Origin of the sequence: Alcanivorax jadensis T9 (assembly GCF_000756655.1) — a bacterium.
Taxonomy (GTDB): Bacteria; Pseudomonadota; Gammaproteobacteria; order Pseudomonadales; family Alcanivoracaceae; genus Alcanivorax; species Alcanivorax jadensis.
The window spans coordinates 1-17,525 of the sequence record NZ_ARXU01000008.1; the positions used below are offsets into that span (position 1 = coordinate 1).

15 protein-coding genes are annotated in these 17,525 nt (G+C 58.8%); 6 read left to right on the forward strand and 9 right to left on the reverse strand.

Features of this window, described 5'->3' with window-relative positions; genetic code table 11:
• Positions 1 to 52: 52 nt before the first annotated feature.
• The 3 genes from T9A_RS10885 to ubiD all read right to left on the reverse strand — a co-directional run bounded on the left by T9A_RS10885 (position 53) and on the right by ubiD (position 4,354).
• Complete coding sequence (locus tag T9A_RS10885) at positions 53 to 1,327, reverse strand: alanine racemase (RefSeq protein WP_035248290.1); 1,275 nt, start codon at positions 1,325 to 1,327, stop codon at positions 53 to 55.
• A complete protein-coding gene (locus T9A_RS10890; RefSeq protein ID WP_035248292.1) occupies positions 1,324 to 2,691 on the reverse strand; it encodes a D-arabinono-1,4-lactone oxidase in 1,368 nt (455 codons plus the stop codon). Before T9A_RS10890 ends, T9A_RS10885 begins: the two co-directional genes overlap by 4 nt.
• 193 nt (positions 2,692 to 2,884) lie before the next feature.
• Positions 2,885 to 4,354: a 4-hydroxy-3-polyprenylbenzoate decarboxylase gene (gene ubiD, locus T9A_RS10895; RefSeq protein ID WP_035248294.1), complete on the reverse strand. Its 1,470-nt coding sequence runs from the start codon at positions 4,352 to 4,354 to the stop codon at positions 2,885 to 2,887.
• A gap of 380 nt (positions 4,355 to 4,734) precedes the next feature.
• Between ubiD and T9A_RS10900 the strand changes: the two genes are divergently transcribed.
• The gene (locus tag T9A_RS10900; RefSeq protein WP_198030661.1) at positions 4,735 to 6,684 is read left to right on the forward strand and encodes a TonB-dependent receptor; all 1,950 of its coding nucleotides are present in this window, start codon (positions 4,735 to 4,737) and stop codon (positions 6,682 to 6,684) included.
• 73 nt (positions 6,685 to 6,757) lie between these two features.
• Here the strand turns inward: T9A_RS10900 and rho are convergent, their stop codons facing one another.
• Both rho and trxA read right to left on the reverse strand, forming a co-directional pair.
• Entirely contained in the window at positions 6,758 to 8,017 is a 1,260-nt protein-coding gene (rho, locus tag T9A_RS10905; RefSeq protein WP_035248298.1) for a transcription termination factor Rho, read from the reverse strand.
• A 287-nt stretch (positions 8,018 to 8,304) separates the two neighbouring features.
• A complete protein-coding gene (trxA, locus tag T9A_RS10910) occupies positions 8,305 to 8,631 on the reverse strand; it encodes a thioredoxin TrxA (protein WP_035248300.1) in 327 nt (108 codons plus the stop codon).
• 234 nt (positions 8,632 to 8,865) lie between these two features.
• Between trxA and ppx the strand changes: the two genes are divergently transcribed.
• Positions 8,866 to 10,362: an exopolyphosphatase gene (gene ppx / locus T9A_RS10915; RefSeq protein WP_035248302.1), complete on the forward strand. Its 1,497-nt coding sequence runs from the start codon at positions 8,866 to 8,868 to the stop codon at positions 10,360 to 10,362.
• Positions 10,363 to 10,504: 142 nt separating this feature from the next.
• Here ppx and ppk1 read toward each other — a convergent pair whose 3' ends face one another.
• Together ppk1 and T9A_RS17360 are read right to left on the reverse strand one after the other, a co-directional pair.
• Positions 10,505 to 12,592: a polyphosphate kinase 1 gene (ppk1, locus tag T9A_RS10920; RefSeq protein ID WP_035248304.1), complete on the reverse strand. Its 2,088-nt coding sequence runs from the start codon at positions 12,590 to 12,592 to the stop codon at positions 10,505 to 10,507.
• 193 nt (positions 12,593 to 12,785) lie between these two features.
• A complete protein-coding gene (locus tag T9A_RS17360) occupies positions 12,786 to 12,914 on the reverse strand; it encodes a hypothetical protein (protein ID WP_269530045.1) in 129 nt (42 codons plus the stop codon).
• Between the two features lie 251 nt (positions 12,915 to 13,165).
• On the opposite strand from T9A_RS17360, the gene T9A_RS10925 reads away from it, so the two are divergent.
• On the forward strand, positions 13,166 to 14,014 hold the full coding sequence (locus T9A_RS10925) for an alpha/beta fold hydrolase (RefSeq protein ID WP_052042838.1): 849 nt from the start codon (positions 13,166 to 13,168) through the stop codon (positions 14,012 to 14,014).
• On the opposite strand, the gene T9A_RS10930 is transcribed toward T9A_RS10925, so the two are convergent.
• The gene (locus tag T9A_RS10930; RefSeq protein WP_035248306.1) at positions 13,998 to 14,459 is read right to left on the reverse strand and encodes a MarR family winged helix-turn-helix transcriptional regulator; all 462 of its coding nucleotides are present in this window, start codon (positions 14,457 to 14,459) and stop codon (positions 13,998 to 14,000) included. The genes T9A_RS10925 and T9A_RS10930 overlap by 17 nt on opposite strands.
• Positions 14,460 to 14,582: 123 nt before the next feature.
• Entirely contained in the window at positions 14,583 to 15,587 is a 1,005-nt protein-coding gene (gene hemB, locus T9A_RS10935; RefSeq protein WP_035248307.1) for a porphobilinogen synthase, read from the reverse strand.
• 96 nt (positions 15,588 to 15,683) lie between these two features.
• Here hemB and T9A_RS10940 point away from each other — a divergent pair, with 96 nt between their 5' ends.
• The 3 genes from T9A_RS10940 to T9A_RS10950 all read left to right on the forward strand — a co-directional run bounded on the left by T9A_RS10940 (position 15,684) and on the right by T9A_RS10950 (position 17,321).
• Positions 15,684 to 16,106, forward strand: coding sequence for a VOC family protein (locus T9A_RS10940; RefSeq protein ID WP_035248308.1), 423 nt, complete (start codon positions 15,684 to 15,686; stop codon positions 16,104 to 16,106).
• A 5-nt stretch (positions 16,107 to 16,111) separates the two neighbouring features.
• Complete coding sequence (gene greB / locus T9A_RS10945) at positions 16,112 to 16,624, forward strand: transcription elongation factor GreB (RefSeq protein ID WP_052042841.1); 513 nt, start codon at positions 16,112 to 16,114, stop codon at positions 16,622 to 16,624.
• Between the two features lie 70 nt (positions 16,625 to 16,694).
• Complete coding sequence (locus T9A_RS10950) at positions 16,695 to 17,321, forward strand: DUF502 domain-containing protein (RefSeq protein WP_035248310.1); 627 nt, start codon at positions 16,695 to 16,697, stop codon at positions 17,319 to 17,321.
• The last annotated feature ends 204 nt before the right edge of the window (positions 17,322 to 17,525 follow it).

The following is a 17,525-nucleotide window of genomic DNA, read 5'->3' on the forward strand; positions in this document are numbered from 1 at the left end:
ACCGGAAAACCGGTGCGGCCTTTGAGTTTTCGAGCGGTTTGCGGAGGTGTTGTCAGGCGCCGTCGCCCTGTGTCAGTGGCGGCCACCAGTCCTGGATGGCGCCGTCTTGCCACACTGCCAGGTCGCCGAATTGCAGCAACACGAATTCGCTTTGCGTGGGGCGCAGAAACAGTTGGTCATCCACCTGCAGCGCCGTGTCCGGGCTGCCGTTGAACATCATCTGGTTGGTGCTGTGACCATAGACGCTGTTCTCGCGGATGCCCGCCGGGGATACCGGAGTGGCTTTCCAGTAACCGCCATAAATGAAATAGGTCTGGCGACGATTCGGGTCCCAGCGTTGCCACAGCTCCCCCAGGGGTATCGGCCCGGGCAGGTTCAGGCCGTCCCATTGCTTGAGTACCGGCGCGGCGATAAACACCGCCGGTTCGAAATTCGCCAGCAGGGGCAGATCGAAGTCACTGGCTTTCACCAGGCAGGAGCCGGCGGCCAGTTCGTTGACCGTGGTGCTGTCATCATAGAGCCCGATGGTCGGGCTGCCGCCGCCGTTGAAGCACAGAGTTTCATTCCGGTAAGCCGGCGCCAGCTGGTAGAGGCGCTCGATATAGTGCAGATAGATGGCTTCGGTTTCCCGGTGACCGTCCTCGGCACTTTGAATAAACCCAGGTAGTTTGCCCACGTGGGCGTCATAGCCCATGAAACCGCTGAAACGCAGATGCGCCGGGTGGGCCTGAATCAGGGAAATTATCTCATCGAGTTGGCTTGGGTCGGTGAGGCCGCCCCGGTGCAGACCCACGTCGATTTCGAGGTTGATGTTCAGGCGTCGGTCCAGATCGATTGCCAGTTGCAGGTACTGGTCCAGCCGCGGACGGGAGTCGATCAGCCACTGCAGTTGCGGGTCCGCATCGAAGTCACCGCTCAGTTCGTTGTAGAACTGTCGGGCGGCCTGTACCGGCATGGGTTTGCCCAGCAGCATGTCCACGCCGGGCTCTGCGTCGGCCAGCGCATTCATGAAAGGCTGGTGGAATACCATCACCCGGTCGCTGCCAGTCTCGCGCATCACCGTTTGAATCATCGGCACACTGGGCAGGGACTTGGCCACGATGCGCAGCGCGCAGCGGGACGGCAGCATGGCTTTAAGGGTGTGGCAGTTGCGCACCAGGCGCTGCTGATCCACCAGCATCAGCGGCCGGCCGGGGCTGGCGTTACGCAGGTGGTCATTGATGGACTGGAAGTAGGGTGTATGCGGTGCCCCCTGATTGCCCGGCCGTAGCAGCCAGCCCCCGGCCGCCACCGCTCCCAACCCGATCAGAAATCCTCGGCGTTTCATCCGGTTTCTCCAAACAGGGTTTTCAGATGTTGGTTCAGCATCCTTCCGTGTGGGTCCAGTTCCCGGCGCACGGTCTGAAAGCGATCAAAGGCGGGATATATCTCGCGCAGTTGCTGCTGGCCCAGGGTATGCAGTTTGCCCCAGTGTGGGCGACCGGCGCAGCGGCGCAGGATCGGTTCTACCGCCGTAAACAGTGGCTGATAGTCCTGTGCGAAGTACTGATGGATGGACAGGCTGGCGCCGTCGCGCTGGTGGTACATGGACAGCAGGCTGTCGTCGGCGGCCACGTAACGGAATTCGATGGGGAAGAACACATTGATGTCCTGCTTGCGGATGGTCTCGCAGACTTCCTGCAGGCAGGCAATACCGTCTTCCGCCGGCACCGTGTATTCCATTTCGTTGAATCGCACCGCGCGGCGGTTGGCGAATACCTTGTGGGCAGGGCCGATGTAGGTGCTGTCTTCCACGAACAGGGTGACCAGCTTCTGCAGGCTGGGTGTCATCCAGCCGGCACGCATGGCCAGTTTGCAGACCAGCTCCAGCAGGTCGTTACTGTCTTCCCGTGCGCTGCTGTCGTTGGGGTCGTCAGTGATTTCCATGGTCTTGACGATGGCTTGCTCGCCTAGCGGGAAGGCAAAGAACTCGATGTGGCGGAAGTTGTTTTTTTCCCGCTCCACGAAGTCCATGGCCTCTTGTAGGGGCAGGGTCCAGGTGCGTTCCTTGAGCCGGTAGGCGGGCTCGTGGCGAAAACCGATCTCGCTGACGATACCCAGGGCGCCGACGCTACAGCAGGCGGCCAGAAAAGCATCGCCATCGTCACGGGTCAGATCCATGGCCTCGCCGTCGGGCAGGATCAGGCGCAGGCTTTCCACCTGGCCGGAGAGGCTCTGCAGACCACTGCCGGTGCCATGGGTGCTGGTGGCGATGGCGCCGGCCAGGGACTGCAGGTTGATGTCAGGTTCGTTGTTGAAGCTGTAGCCCATGCTGTTGGCCTGGGCACTGGCCATGGCCAGCCGGGTGCCGCCGCCGTAGGTGAAGACGTTGCCATCCTGGCCGCGCAGCCCCGCCAAGGCTTCCAGAGACACCAGGGTGTCATCACTGGGGACCACGGCGCTGAACGAATGGCTGCCACCAAAGGGGCGAATAGTGCCGGTGCTGTCGCGCAGGGCCTGGCGCAGCTGTGCTTCGCTGGTGGCAAATACCAGATTGGCCGGGTTGGCCCTCTGGTTGCCGGACCAGTTCTGCCAGGCTGGCGCCTTCTCTGTCTCGGCCAGCAGGGCCTGGGGCGCCAATGCGCCAGTGGCCCCGGCACTGGCCAAGGCTTTCAGAAAACGGCGTCGATCAATGGAATCCAACAGGGCCATGGTGCATCCTTTTTTTATTTGGCACCATCGTACAAGAAAAGCAATTGATAGTTAATAGTTGATAATTGATAACTGCGCGGGAGAGGTCGGGCGCCGCTTTGTTGCCTCTGTGGCCGCGCCCAACCGTTTGGGCGCGGCTCCGATGCTGAAAGACCTGGCGTCACTTGTCCGCGCCGTTATCAATTCTCCATTCTCAATTATCAATTTCCAGGCTTTCCCACATCTCATCCACCCGCTGCTTCACTGCCGGGCTCATGCTGATGGCGCGGCCCCACTCACGGTCGGTTTCGCCGGGCCATTTGCTGGTGGCGTCCATGCCCATCTTGGAGCCCAGGCCGGAGACCGGGGAGGCGAAGTCCAGGTAGTCGATGGGGGTGTTTTCAATCAGCAGGGTGTCGCGGGCCGGGTCCATGCGGGTGGTCATGGCCCAGATCACGTCCTTCCAGTCGCGGGCATTCACGTCGTCGTCGCAGACAATCACGAACTTGGTGTACATGAACTGGCGGAGGAAGGACCACACCCCCATCATTACCCGCTTGGCATGGCCCGGGTACTGTTTCTTCATGGTCACCACCGCCATGCGGTAGGAGCAGCCTTCCGGGGGCAGGTAGAAATCCACGATTTCCGGGAACTGCTTTTTCAGGATCGGCACGAAGATTTCGTTCATGGCCACGCCCAGTACCGCCGGCTCATCCGGTGGGCGGCCGGTGTAGGTGCTGTGGTAGATAGGATCGCGGCGGTGGGTGATGCGCTCCACGGTGAATACCGGGAAACGCTCCACTTCATTGTAATAACCGGTGTGGTCGCCGAAAGGACCTTCCTCTGCCAGCTCGTCCGGATAAATATGGCCTTCCAGTACGAACTCGGCGCTGGCCGGTACCTGCAGGTCGTTGCCGATACATTCCACCAGCTCGGTTTTCGAGCCGCGCAGCAGTCCGGCAAAGGCGTACTCGCTAAGGGTATCCGGCACCGGGGTGACCGCGCCGAGGATGGTGGCCGGGTCAGCGCCCAGGGCCACTGCAACCGGGAAGGGTTCTCCCGGGTGGGCCTGCTGCCACTCCTGGAAATCCAGGGCGCCGCCGCGGTGGCTTAGCCAGCGCATGATGAGCTTGTTGCGGCCAATCAGCTGCTGACGGTAGATGCCCAGGTTCTGGCGTTCCTTGTTGGGCCCTCGGGTGATTACCAGCGGCCAGGTGATCAGAGGGCCGGCGTCGCCGGGCCAGCAGGTCTGGATGGGGAGCTGGTAGAGATCCACGGCGTCGCCTTCCAGTACCTTTTCCTGGCAGGGGCCGGAGCCGCGCAGTTTGGGGCTCATGCTCAGCACCTTGCGGAACACCGGCAGTTTCTCCCAGGCGTCACGCATGCCCTTGGGAGGCTCCGGTTCCTTGAGAAAGGCCAGCAACTCCCCCAGTTCGCGCAGCTCTTCCACCGACTCGCGGCCCATGCCCAGCGCCACCCGTCGTTCGGTCCCAAAGAGGTTGCCCAGAACCGGGGTGCCGAAGCCCACCGGGTTTTCAAACAGCAGGGCGGGGCCGCCGGCGCGTAGGGTGCGGTCGCAGATTTCGGTCATTTCCAGGTGGGGGTTCACCGGTACGGTGATGCGCTTGAGCTCGCCGAGTTGCTCGAGCTGTTGCAGAAAGTCACGCAGGTCGCGGTATTTCATGGCGATCCTTTTGTCGGAAGTCAGAGGATGGCGACGTTGGTTTGAGGTGAGTATAGCAGGCTGATGTCAGGCCGCAGTGAGGGGTTATCGGATGAACAGGGTATGGTGGGGCGAACGAGATTTCCATGCTATGGAGTCTTTACCGCCGGAGAGCGGGGCGTCCCATCGATTTATCAATCCATGTCCTCCAGACGGGCCTTTATGCTCTCTCGCTTCTGTGATTCTCGGTTTCCTCACGGTGTCAGGTCGACAGTGTGTGAAAACAGACAATGGGGACAGGGATGAATCGCGCGTATCAATATGGGTTTTGTTTGCTGGGGTTGAGCTGGGCCGGCTCGGTTTTTTCTCATGAGCTGGCACCCGTGGAGGTTACCGGCGCAATGGCCCCTCTTCCTGTCTCCGCTTCGCAAGGGCATGTGACGGGTGATGAACTACAAGTTCGCCCCCTCCTAAGAGCCGGGGAAATCATGGAGGCGGTGCCCGGCATGATTGCCACTCAGCACTCCGGCAACGGCAAGGCCAACCAGTATTTCTTCCGCGGTTTTAATCTGGATCACGGCACGGATTTCCGTACTGAAGTGAACGGAATGCCAGTCAATCTGCCCAGCCATGGCCACGGTCAGGGCTATACCGATGTGAACTTCCTGATACCGGAAGTGATCGATACCGTTGAGTATCGCAAAGGTCCCTATTATGCGTCGGTGGGGGATTTCTCCAGCGCGGGCAGCGTGGATATCAGCACACGCCGTTCATTTTCCCGCCAGCATGTGAAAGTGACCGGCGGTGAGCATGATTATTACCGGGGGCTTGTCTATGGCGGCAAGCGTTCAGGTGATCACAAGCTGGTTTATGCTGTCGAAGGGCAGACCTTTAATGGGCCATGGCGAGATATCAACGAGGATGTTGAGAAGGTTAACGTCTTGTTGGGCCACGAATGGCACCAGGGTGAATCGCATTATGCGACGACCCTGATGGTTTACGATAATAAGTGGAACAGTGCCGATCAGATTGCCAATCGAGCCGTCCGCTCAGGCCAGATCAGCCGGCTGGGTTCTCTGGATGAGGATGCCGGGGGCGAGTCTCACCGTTACTCCCTGTCATTTCAGTGGGACAAACCCGGCCAGCGTGGCTCTGTCTATGCCATCGATTACGGGCTCAATCTGTGGTCCAACTTTACTTACTTTCTGGATGACCCGGTCAACGGCGATGAATTCGAGCAGATCGACGACCGCGCTGTGGTGGGTGGTGATGTGGAGTACGACTACCAGTGGTTAACCGCCTTTGCCCCTTTGACGTTGCATTGGGGGCTGGAGTGGCGTCATGACCAGATTCGTGATGTGGGACTGTTCAAGAGCGCTGACAGAAATCGACTGGGAGTGGTACGCCGGGACCGAGTCGCCCAAACCAGTGCGGCGCTGTTCGGCTCTGTAGTGTACCCCTTCGCAGAGAAGTGGCGGGCCACTCTTGGCATGCGCTACGACCATTATTACTTCGATGTGCGCGATCGTGCCGGGGTTAACGTTAACGGGTTCGATTTGTCCGCCAATGGCGGCAATGCGCATGACGGTATCACCAGCCCCAAGTTCAGCCTGGCGTGGCTGCCAAATGAAAAAGCCGAGTATTACCTGTCCGCCGGGTACAGTTTTCACAGCAACGATGCCCGTGGCACCACTATCGAGATTGACCCGGTGGCGGGAACGCCTGTCGATCAGGTGGACCCACTGGTGAGAAGTCGTGGTGAGGAGCTGGGTGCCCGATTCTATCCTAACGATCAGTGGCAGGTGACCCTGGCTGCGTGGCAGTTGCGGCTGGCTTCCGAATTGCTGTTTGTTGGCGACGCGGGCAATACCGAGGCGAATCGACGCAGTCTGCGGCGTGGGGCGGAGATGAATGTGGTTTACCGGCCCACCCGCAGCTGGGAGTTTGACGTGGAATTGGCAACCACACGAGCGCGATTCCAGGGTGACGAACCCGGGGAAGGCCGCTTTATTGAAGGTGCCCCTGACCGGGTCATGGCATTTGGTGCTCACTATCGAGGTCAACGCTGGTTTGCCGGGTATCGCCTACGCCACTTCGGCCCGCGTCCACTGGACAGTTTTTCGGACCAGGAATCATCCAGCACCACCATTCAGAATATCAAGTTGGGGATGCAGTGGCCGCGCTGGGAGGTGGCTCTGGAAGTCCTCAACCTGGCTGACGTTGAGCATAACGACATTGATTATTTCTATGCCTCACGACTGGCCGGGGAGCCTGCCGGGGGCGTGGAAGACCGGCATTTCCACCCTATTCTGCCCCGCACCTGGCGCCTCAGTGTAGAGCACCAGTTCTGATTGGTGACACCGGGCTCTACCAGCACAAACAAAAAAACCCGCCGAAGCGGGGTTTTTTGTTTGTCTGCGAGCGTTACTTTCTCTTCATGGACTCGAAGAATTCCAGATTGGTCTTGGTATGCTTCATGCGGTCGATGAGGAATTCCATGGCGCCGATTTCGTCCATGGGATGCAGAACCTTGCGCAGGATCCACATCTTCTGCAGTTCATCTTCGCTGACCAGACGCTCTTCGCGGCGGGTGCCGGACTTGCGGATGTTCATGGCCGGGAAGACGCGTTTCTCTGCTACCTTGCGATCCAGGTGCAGTTCCATATTGCCGGTGCCCTTGAATTCTTCGTAGATCACTTCGTCCATTTTGGAACCGGTGTCTACCAGGGCCGTGGCCAGGATGGTCAGGCTGCCGCCTTCCTCGATATTTCGTGCGGCACCGAAGAAGCGCTTGGGTTTTTCCAGAGCATGGGCGTCCACACCACCGGTGAGCACCTTGCCGGAGCTGGGCTGCACGGTGTTATAGGCCCGAGCCAGACGAGTGATGGAGTCGAGCAGAATTACCACGTCCTGCTTGTGCTCTACCAGACGCTTGGCTTTCTCTATCACCATCTCGGCCACCTGCACGTGACGTGCGGGGGGCTCGTCGAAGGTAGATGCCACCACTTCACCGCGCACGGTGCGCGACATCTCGGTCACTTCTTCCGGACGCTCGTCAATCAGCAGCACAATCATGTGCGATTCGGGATTGTTGCGGGCAATGGACTGGGCAACGGTTTGCAGCAGCATGGTCTTGCCAGCTTTCGGCGGTGCCACGATCAGGCCGCGCTGCCCTTTGCCGATGGGAGCCACCAGATCGATCACCCGGCTGGTGATGTCTTCGGTGGAACCATTGCCTGCTTCCATGACGAAACGTTCCGTGGGGAACAGCGGCGTCAGGTTTTCGAACAGGATCTTGTTCTTGGCGTTTTCCGGCCGGTCAAAGTTGATCTCGTTGACCTTGAGCATGGCGAAATAGCGTTCGCCATCCTTGGGAGGCCGGATCTTGCCGGAAATGGTGTCGCCGGTGCGCAGGTTGAAACGGCGGATCTGGCTGGGAGAAACGTAAATGTCGTCCGGTCCGGCCAGGTAAGAGCCCTCTGCGGAACGAAGGAAGCCGAAACCATCCTGCAGGATCTCCAGCACCCCGTCTCCGTAGATATCGGAGCCGTTCTTGGCGGCGCGTTTGAGGATGGAAAAGATTACGTCCTGTTTGCGGGTTCTTGCCAGGTTCTCGAGGCCGAGTTCCTTGGCAATGTCCAGAAGTTCTCCAATCGGCTTCTGCTTCAGTTCAGAAAGATTCATTGGCGTCTAGTTTGATGTCTTTGAATGAATTGAGAGGGTGCACCACAGGTGGTGCGGCGGTTGTTTTGATAATCTGGTTGATTCGGAATCTGGCCCGGCAAGCCTATAAAGGGGGCCATCAGGAAAAGGTAACCAGAGGTTCCGAAAGACTTGCTAAGGGGATGCTTGTTGTAAGCTGGTTCTGGAATCTACCACTGGAACAACAGGCTGTCTAGTCTTTGCTGGTAGTAATAAAACGTAACACCCCCGCCGGGCAGCGGGGGTGTTAGTGGGGGGTGCTGTCTGTCTTAGAGAGTGCTGTCCAGGAATGCGGCCAGCTGGCTCTTGGACAGGGCGCCCACCTTGGTGGCTTCCACGTTGCCGTTCTTGAACACGGTCAGGGTGGGAATGCCGCGAACGCCGTATTTCTTGGGCGTTTCCGGGTTGTCGTCGATGTTGATCTTGGCAATGGTCAGCTTGTCACCGTACTCGCCGGCCAGTTGCTCCAGGATCGGCGCGACCATTTTGCAGGGGCCGCACCAGGGTGCCCAATAGTCTACCAGCACCGGGCCGTCTGCATTGATGACCTGGGCTTCGAAGTCCGCGTCGGTCACATTGATAATCTCGCCGCTCATTGAATTCTCCTGAGATAGGGGGTTAGCTGGCCCGACGGGCGGGCTGTTGCGATGATGGATAATATCAGGTCGCGGGTGCCGAATTTCAAGCGAGTGAGTAAATTATCGCGGTAGAGTTTGCCTATGACACCGTAACGCCATGATATTCCGTTAGAATTCGGGGGCGTTTATCAATTCTCTGTCTACCCGTGGTGGGCAGGAAAAGGGCAATGGCCTTTCAGGAAAGGAGTGCATATGGAACATGGCGAGCATCTGGCGGCCATTGACCTGGGGTCGAACAGCTTTCACATGGTAGTGGCCCGCCAGGCCCATGGTGAGGTCCAGATCCTGGATGGGTTGTCCGAGAAAGTGCAACTGGGGGCCGGGCTGGACCGGGATAACCGACTGGACGCGGACACCCAGGAGCGGGCGCTGGATTGCCTGGGCCGCTTTGCCCAGCGGATTGCCGGTATTCCCCGCGGCAGTGTGCGCGTGGTCGGCACCAATACCCTGCGTCAGGCCCGCAATGCCCGGGAGTTCATCGAGCGGGCGGAAGCGGTGCTGGGGCACGATATCGAGATCGTCGCCGGGCGCGAGGAAGCTCGTCTGATTTATCTGGGGGTGGCGCACAGCCTGGCGGATGATGCTGGCCAGCGGCTGGTGGTGGATATCGGTGGCGGCTCCACGGAATTGATCATCGGCGAGCGTTTCGAGTCCACCGAAACCGAATCCCTGCACATGGGCTGTGTCAGTTTTGCCCAGCGTTTCTTTATTGATGGCAATATCACGGAAAAGGCCTTTGACCGGGCAGTGACCGCCGCCCGCCAGGAAGTGCTGTCGATCCACGCCAACTACCGGCGTCTGGGTTGGCAGCAGGCGGTGGGGGCGTCCGGCACGATCAAGGCGATTAGCCAGGTGTGCGTGGATAACGGTTGGTCAGAAACCGGCGTCACCATGGAGGGCCTGAAGAAGGCCCGCAAAAAAGTGATCAAGGCCGGCAAGGTGGAGCAGCTGGACCTGAAGGGGCTGCGCGAAGATCGCAGAGCCATATTCCCCTCCGGCCTGGCGATTCTCTACGGCATCTTCGAACAACTGAGCATTGAGCAGATGGAGGTGTCCGGCGGTGCCCTGCGGGAGGGGCTGCTGTACGACCTGCTGGGACGGTTCGGCCATGAGGATGTGCGCGAACGCAGCATCCAGTCGCTGATGAGTCGCCACCATGTGGAGCGCACCCAGGCTGAGCGTGTCTGTGACACGGCGATGGGACTGTATCGGCAGGTGGCCAAAAGCTGGCAACTGGACGATGACGAATTGGCTGACACCCTGCGCTGGGGCGCGTTGCTCCACGAGGTCGGCCTTGCCGTCTCCCATAGCCAGTTCCACAAGCATGGCGCCTACCTGGTGACCAATTCAGACCTGCCCGGGTTTTCCCGTCAGGAGCAGCAGGCGGTGGCGGTGCTGGTGCGTGGCCACCGTCGCAAGCTTCCCCTGTCTGCCCTGTCGGAGCTACCCGACGATGAGCAGCAGGGCCTGTTGCGGTTATGCCTGGTGTTGCGACTGTCTGCTCGCCTGCATCATGCCCGCTGTGATGAAGTCATTCCCGAGATGGTACTGAAAGCCGAAGGCAATACCTTGTCCCTGCAGTTTCCGGAGCACTGGCTGGAAGAGCATCCCCTGACACTGGCGGATCTGGAACAGGAACAGGATTATTTTCGTGCTGGAGGCTATGAGTTGAGGTTAGTTGATAATTGATAACTAGCGGGAAAGGGCATCAAGCCCCGAAACGCAAGAGGCCGCGCCCAAACGCTTGGACGCGGCCTCTTGCATTCAAAGACAACAGCAACACCAATCCGCGCCGTTATCAATTATCCATTCTCAATTATTAATGAAGAATTCAGCTTCCTCCCAAGGTTTCCAGTAATACGTGCTGTGCGATGAAGCTCTCCTGCCCGTCCTGGGGCAGGGCGTGCAGATAGTTTCCATCTGCCTGCAGCAGCCAGGCACGGCTGTTATCGCGCAGGTAAAAATGCAGCCCCTGCTCGATTACCTGGGCCTTGAGTACCGGGTCATTGATCGGGAAGCAGGTTTCCACCCGGTTGAACAGGTTGCGATCCATCCAGTCGGCGCTGGAGCAATACACCAGATCTTCTCCACCATGATGGAAGTGGTAGATACGGGTGTGTTCCAGAAAGCGTCCGATCACAGAGCGCACCCGGATATTCTCTGACAGACCTGGCACACCCGGTTTCAGGCAGCAAATACCGCGCACGATCAGATCAATCTCTACTCCCGCCTGGCTGGCCCGGTACAAGGCCTGGATGATTTTTTCTTCGGTGAGTGAGTTGAACTTGGCAATGATACGGGCGGGCTTGCCGGCAGTGGCCTGCTGCGTTTCAAAGTCGATCCACTCGATCAGAGAGGGGTGCAGGGTAAAAGGGGAATGCTTGAGCTGCTTGAGCCGCGCCGCCTTGCCCATGCCGGTGAGCTCCTGGAAGATCTTGTGCACGTCCTGGCAGATGCCTTTCTCGCAGGTCATCAGGCCGTAGTCGGTGTACAGCTTGGTCGTCTTGGTATGGTAGTTGCCGGTACCAAGATGCACGTAGCGTTTGATGCCGTCGCCTTCGCGGCGCACCACCAGCAGCATCTTGGCGTGGGTCTTGTAGCCCACCACCCCGTACACCACGATGGCACCGGCTTCCTGCAGGCGTCGCGCCCCTTCGATATTGGATTCCTCGTCGAAGCGGGCACGCAGTTCCACGATGGCGGTCACTTCCTTGCCATTACGGGCGGCGGTTTCCAGATGATCGAGAATCTCTGACTTGGTGCCGGTACGGTATAGCGTCTGCTTGATGGCCAGCACCTTGGGGTCGCGAGCCGCTTCCGCCAGCAGATTGATCACCGGCTGGAAGGATTCATAGGGGTGGTGCAGCAGAATGTCGCCTTGATCCATGGCGTCGAAAATGGTGTCGGCTTTTTTTACCGCCGGCGCCAGTTTCGGTGAGAAAGGCGAGTAGTGCAGGCGTGGGCGGTTCACGCTGGTGAACATGCGAGCCAGGTTCACCGGGCCATTCACCTCGTACAGATCGATCTCGGTCAGTTCGAACTGCTCCAGCAAATAATCAATCAGATGACGCGGGCAGTTGTCGGCCACTTCCAGGCGCACCTCGTCACCATAGCGCAGGGAAAGCAGCTGCCCTTTCAGGGCGCTGGCCAGATCTTCCACATCCTCGTCCACTTCCATGTCCGCGTTACGGGTAACCCGGAACTGGTAACAGCCGGTGGCCTTCATCCCCGGGAAAAGATCAGAGACGTGGGCGTGAATCATGGACGACAGGAACACAAAATTGTCGTCACCGCTCTCGCTTATCTCGTCAGGAATACGAATCAGACGGGGCAGGGAGCGGGGAGCGGGAACAATGGCCAGGCCGGTCGAGCGACCAAAGGCATCCTTGCCGTCCAGCGATACGATAAAGTTCAGGCTCTTGTTGACCAGCCGCGGGAACGGGTGAGAAGGGTCCAGCGCAATTGGTGTGAGCACTGGGTAGATCTGTTCGCGGAAATATTTTTTGACCCATTCCACCTGGGCTTCGGTCCAGTCTTCGCGGCGAAGAAAGTCTACCCCTTCCTCACGCAGAGCCGGCAGCAGGATGTTATTAAGGATGTGGTATTGGCGGTCCACCGCGTCATGGGTGATACGGCTGATTTCTTTCAGCACTTCTTCGGCCAGCATGCCGTCGGGTCCCGGCTGGCCGGTGTGGGTTTCCAGCTTGTTCTTCAGTCCGGCCACACGGATTTCGAAAAATTCATCCATGTTGCTGGAAAAAATCAGCAGAAAGTTCAGCCGTTCCATCAAGGGATGGCTGTCGTCCATGGCCTGTTCCAGCACCCGCAGGTTGAACTGCAACAGGCTCAGTTCCCGGTTGAAATAGTAGTCCGGGTTGTTGAGGTCGATGGCGCTGTGTTCGCTGGCAATGTCATTCATTGGCGTCGTCCTGACCGGGCCGTTTGCAAAGACCCTATTGCATGACATTAATGTGACACGGTAATGACAGGTGCAAAATGATTTTGTGTTAACGGGCTTTTCAGCAGCCTGTTAAGCAGGATAGCGCGCGGATCGGGGAGGCGGGAAGTGGAGATGAAATAATAAAGCCGCCCGCAGGCGGCTTTATGGATACTCAGCCCTGGAAGATCCAGGATTGCTGGATTATGTCCAGCTCCTGCATCTCCTGTTCGGTTGGGGCGCGGCCTTCAGCAGCGGCCAGGCTCGACAGGCTCAGGGTGGCGATCAGTATCAGTGTACGCATTACAGTTATCCTCGGGTCAGGGACCCAGTCATCAGAATCAGCAGAAAACGGTGAAATTCTAACCGTTTCCTCATATAAGCCATTGGCTGTTCCTGCCGGGATTCACGGCTCCGGGGGCCATCCCGGGAATCGGGCTGGCTTGTCTGTGAGGATAAAGCAATATAAAGTGTAAATACACTAAATGGTAATCATGGCACAGCAAGGCGCATTTGGGTTGCTTTTGAGTGTATATACATTAAAGGAGAAGGGTTATGTTGCTATCCGTTTTTCAAACCTTGATGGCTGGCTATAGTCGGCTGCTGCCAGGCAGCGCCAGTGATACGGCACTGCATCTGTTGACTACGCCCCGGGTGTCCAGGGGGCCATTGTCGTTCCGCACATCAGAGCCGGATCTGACTGTTTCGCTGGGTGAGCGGGCGCAACTGGCGATATGGCAGGGTGGCGACGAGGCCGCGCTGTTTGTGCATGGGTGGTCCGGCCGGGCCACACAGATGTTGCCCTTCATCGATGCAGTGAATGGCAACCGATATACCCGCTACGCCCTGATTTTACCGGGGCATGGAGAGCAGGCGGATGGGCCGGCCCATGTGGGGGATTTCATTGCCGCGATTCGTCTGGCGCTGGATTTTATCGGTGGTCCTGTATCCGTTGCGCTGGGGCATTCCATGGGTGCCGGGGCCCTGGCCCACGTGGCCACACAGGAAAGCCGTATCGGGAGGCTGGTGCTGATTGCCGGACCGGCGGAATTTCGCGGCATGGTCAATAATTTCGCTTCGTTTCTGCATCTGGGTGAGCGGGCACGACTCCAGCTTCTACAGAAAATGGCCGCCCGGGTGGGGATTGGTTTCGATGCACTGAATATAGCGCGGTTGGGCAAGCAGATTCGTGGCCCGGTATTGCTGATCCATGATACCGGTGACAGGGAGATTCCTTTTGCGGAGGGGCTGCGTCTGCAACAAGCCATTCCAGAGGCTACGCTGCATCAAACGCAAGGGTTGGGTCATCGCAAAGTGCTCAGGGATGCGGCGGTGATCGATACCGTTAAAGCGTTTTCGGATTCGCCCCTGCCTTCTCAAGCGCCGCTTAAAGCTCTTGCTTGACCCGGGTACTGAAGCGATGAAGTTGACTGGCCATATTGTCCCACTCCTCTTTGCCGACCAGTGACTCGAAAGCGTTCTGGGCTTCCTGCCAGCGTATCAGTGCCCGCCGGTAGAGAGCCTCGCCATCGGCAGTGAGCGACAGACCCAGTGAGCGTTTGTTGCCTGTGGGCTCGGATTCCACCAGCCCTTTCTCGATCAGTTTGTCCACGGTGCGCTGCAGGGAGGTACGCTCCATGCCCAGCCATTCGGATAACTGAAAAATGGATTCCGGCGGTTGTGCCTTGATGGCATTGAGGATGGAAAACTGGGTAATGCGCAGGCCGGTATCTGCCAGCTTGTTGTTGTAGAGGCGGGTGACCAGACGTGACAGCACCCGGGAATGCAGGGCGGCGCAATGGCGACCCACTTCCAGGGGGGCGAGGGTGTCGGTCTTGTCTTGGCCCATTGGAGCGCTCCGCTAATGTATTGGTGTATATGCATTATAGGATGCGGGCCGGTGCCCCTGTCCAGCGCATGCTGTGGGGTATTGCGTTCAATGGAGCGAATGCGCCGGACAGGGTTTCTCAGATCAGCCTTTCAGTTTCTGCGCAGCCGCCTTGGCAAAGTAGGTGAGGATGCCGTCGGCGCCGGCACGTTTAAAGGCCAGCAGGGATTCCATCATTACCTTGTCTTGGTCCAGCCAGCCATTCTGGAAGGCGGCCATGTGCATGGCGTATTCACCGCTTACTTGATAAGCGTAGACCGGCACCTTGAATTCGTCTTTTACCCGGCGCACCACGTCCAGGTAGGGCATGCCGGGTTTTACCATCACCATGTCGGCGCCTTCGGCCAGGTCCAGGGCGATTTCGTGCAGGGCCTCGTCACTGTTGGCCGGGTCCATCTGGTAGGTGGTCTTGTCCGCCTTGCCCAGGTTGCCGGCGGAGCCCACGGCGTCACGGAACGGTCCGTAGTAGGCGCTGGCGTACTTGGCGGAGTAGGCCATGATGCGGGTGTGGATATGGCCGTTCGCTTCCAGAGCGTCGCGGATGGCGCCGATGCGGCCGTCCATCATGTCCGAGGGGGCGATCACGTCGGCGCCGGCTTCCGCCTGGGACAGGGCCTGTTTGACCAGTGCGTCCACGGTGTCATCGTTGAGCACGTAGCCATTGTCGTCGATGATGCCGTCCTGACCGTGGGTGGTGAACGGGTCCAGGGCGCCATCGGTGATCACCCCCATTTCCGGCACTGCCGCCTTGATGGCGCGTACCGCCCGCTGGGCAAGGCCGTCCGGGTTCCAGGCTTCCTTGCCGTCCAGGGTTTTTACATCGGCGGGGGTCACCGGAAAAAGGGCCATGGCGGGGACTCCCAGCCTGGCCAGTTCCTCGGCTTCTTTGACCAGCAGATCCACACTCATGCGTTCCACGCCGGGCATGGAAGCCACCGTCTCGGTCTGATTTTTGCCTTCCAGCACAAACACCGGATAGATCAGATCGTCCACGGTGAGGGTGTTTTCGCGCATCAACCGGCGGGAGAAGTCGTCGCGGCGCATGCGGCGCAGACGGGTGGCGGGCCAGGGGGCGCGGGTGACAGACATGGGGCGGAGTCCTCTAGTAACATGGGGCGCCCGACGCAGGTGTAGCAGTATCCTGCATCGGGCGGAATGACGAGAGTTTAGCAAGAGCGGTAGACGATGGAAAAACAGCCGGCCTTTCACCTGGCCTTTATGGTGAATGACCTGGAAGAAGCGGCAGACTTTTACTGCCGGGTGTTGGGTGGCCGCCGGGGGCGGGATGCCCCTAACTGGGTGGATATTGATCTGCATGGCCATCAGCTTTCCCTGCACAAAGGTGAGGATCTGACTCCGATCCAGGGCTACAGTGAGGTGGATGGCCATCCGGTGCCCATGCCGCACTTTGGCGTGGTGCTGGATTTCGCCCGCTGGGAAACCCTGGTGGAGCGCATTTACGACAATGACTGGCCGTTCCTGCTCAAGCCCCGCGAGCGTTTTGTGGGGCAGCCCGCCGAGCAGGGCACGTTTTTCGTGCAGGACCCCACCGGTAATACGCTGGAGTTCAAGGGACTGCGCGAGATCGATCGTATCTTCGAGGTGTAACCATCATGGGCCGCTGGCGACCAAAAAGCATTCCTGCTTCCAAGTACATCACCGCCGAAGGCTACAAGAAGCTCAACGATGAGCTGCAATACCTGTGGAAGGAAAAGCGCCCGGCAGTGACCCAGTCAGTGCAGGAGGCCGCTGCCCAGGGGGACCGGTCCGAGAATGCCGAATATATCTACGGCAAGAAGCAGTTGCGCGAGATCGACGGGCGGGTACGTTTTCTGAGCAAGCGTCTGGATGACATGACCGTCGTGGAGCGTTTGCCGGAAGATCAGAGCAAGGTGTTCTTCGGTGCCTGGGTGGAGCTGGAGAACGAGGACGGTGACACCGAAACCTACCGTCTGGTGGGGCCGGACGAAACCGATGCCAAGAGACATTACATCAGCATCGATGCGCCACTGGCACGGGCTTTGCTGAAGAAACAGGTGGATGATGAGGTGGTGGTAGACACCCCCGCCGGCGAGCGTTGCCTGTTCATCAGTCGCATCTGGTATGAGCAGGGCGAGAGGCGTTGAGCGAACCCTTGCCGATCGGTGTTGTCTGTTCATCACTGCTAACAACATGATAATCGAAGGCTTATAGCCCATGAGCGCCAATCGCCGTATCTGGTTCTTTATCCGCAAGTCCCTGCTGGGTGGCCTGACCATTCTGTTGCCCATTTCCATCATCGTGTTTTTCTTCCGCTGGATTTACCAGACGGTGACGGAAATGATCGCGCCGTTTACCACGGTATTTATCCGTGCCTTTGAGCTACCCAAATTCGTGGCCGACTGGTTGTCGGTGCTAGCGGTTCTGGTGCTGTGTTTTCTGGTTGGCACCCTGGTGGCCACCCGGGTGGGTAGCTGGCTGTGGCATCAGTGGGAAGAGAACGTGATGACCCGGTTGCCGGGTTACAAGACGGTGAAAGAAGTGATCGGCCAGCTAATGGGCAGCAACAGCGACAGCCCGTTCAGTCGTGGTGAGGTGGCAAGGGTGTGGCTGTATGGTCGTGATACGGATGTGTCGGTGACCGCGCTGGTGACCTCCCGCCATGCGGATGGCCATGTCACCCTCTTCGTTCCCACCGGCCCCAATCCCACCAGCGGGTTTATCTACCACGTAGATCAGAATCTGGTGGAGCTGCACCCGGAAATCGGCGTGGAGAGCATGATGAAAACCGTGGTGTCCTGCGGTGCAGGCACGGCGGCGTTGTTCAAGACCGACAAGGCATAAGAGCTACGAGCTATGAGCTATGAGCTATGAGCTATGAGCTACGCTGGTTGGATTGGGAAGGTCTGGAAAGTTCCTTGAGCTTTGTCATTTCTATGAAGCCGCTGTAGGAACGGAGCGCAGCGGAGTAACGCACGTAGTTCCGTGCGGCCCGAAGGGTGAGCGAAGCGAATAACCTATGCTTGCAGGGCGATCAGGAATCTCCGC

What these genes read in the sequence shown, in the direction of transcription:
- ppk1 (WP_035248304.1), bottom strand. Translation starts at nt 12,592, where the DNA reads ATGAATGACATTGCCAGCGAACACAGCGCCATCGACCTCAACAACCCG.
- T9A_RS10930 (WP_035248306.1), bottom strand. Translation starts at nt 14,459, where the DNA reads ATGGGCCAAGACAAGACCGACACCCTCGCCCCCCTGGAAGTGGGTCGC.
- ppx (WP_035248302.1), top strand. Translation starts at nt 8,866, where the DNA reads ATGGAACATGGCGAGCATCTGGCGGCCATTGACCTGGGGTCGAACAGC.
- greB (WP_052042841.1), top strand. Translation starts at nt 16,112, where the DNA reads ATGGGCCGCTGGCGACCAAAAAGCATTCCTGCTTCCAAGTACATCACC.
- T9A_RS10885 (WP_035248290.1), bottom strand. Translation starts at nt 1,327, where the DNA reads ATGAAACGCCGAGGATTTCTGATCGGGTTGGGAGCGGTGGCGGCCGGG.
- T9A_RS10925 (WP_052042838.1), top strand. Translation starts at nt 13,166, where the DNA reads ATGTTGCTATCCGTTTTTCAAACCTTGATGGCTGGCTATAGTCGGCTG.
- T9A_RS10950 (WP_035248310.1), top strand. Translation starts at nt 16,695, where the DNA reads ATGAGCGCCAATCGCCGTATCTGGTTCTTTATCCGCAAGTCCCTGCTG.
- ubiD (WP_035248294.1), bottom strand. Translation starts at nt 4,354, where the DNA reads ATGAAATACCGCGACCTGCGTGACTTTCTGCAACAGCTCGAGCAACTC.
- T9A_RS10900 (WP_198030661.1), top strand. Translation starts at nt 4,735, where the DNA reads ATGGCCCCTCTTCCTGTCTCCGCTTCGCAAGGGCATGTGACGGGTGAT.
- trxA (WP_035248300.1), bottom strand. Translation starts at nt 8,631, where the DNA reads ATGAGCGGCGAGATTATCAATGTGACCGACGCGGACTTCGAAGCCCAG.
- rho (WP_035248298.1), bottom strand. Translation starts at nt 8,017, where the DNA reads ATGAATCTTTCTGAACTGAAGCAGAAGCCGATTGGAGAACTTCTGGAC.
- T9A_RS10890 (WP_035248292.1), bottom strand. Translation starts at nt 2,691, where the DNA reads ATGGCCCTGTTGGATTCCATTGATCGACGCCGTTTTCTGAAAGCCTTG.
- T9A_RS10940 (WP_035248308.1), top strand. Translation starts at nt 15,684, where the DNA reads ATGGAAAAACAGCCGGCCTTTCACCTGGCCTTTATGGTGAATGACCTG.
- T9A_RS17360 (WP_269530045.1), bottom strand. Translation starts at nt 12,914, where the DNA reads ATGCGTACACTGATACTGATCGCCACCCTGAGCCTGTCGAGCCTGGCC.
- hemB (WP_035248307.1), bottom strand. Translation starts at nt 15,587, where the DNA reads ATGTCTGTCACCCGCGCCCCCTGGCCCGCCACCCGTCTGCGCCGCATG.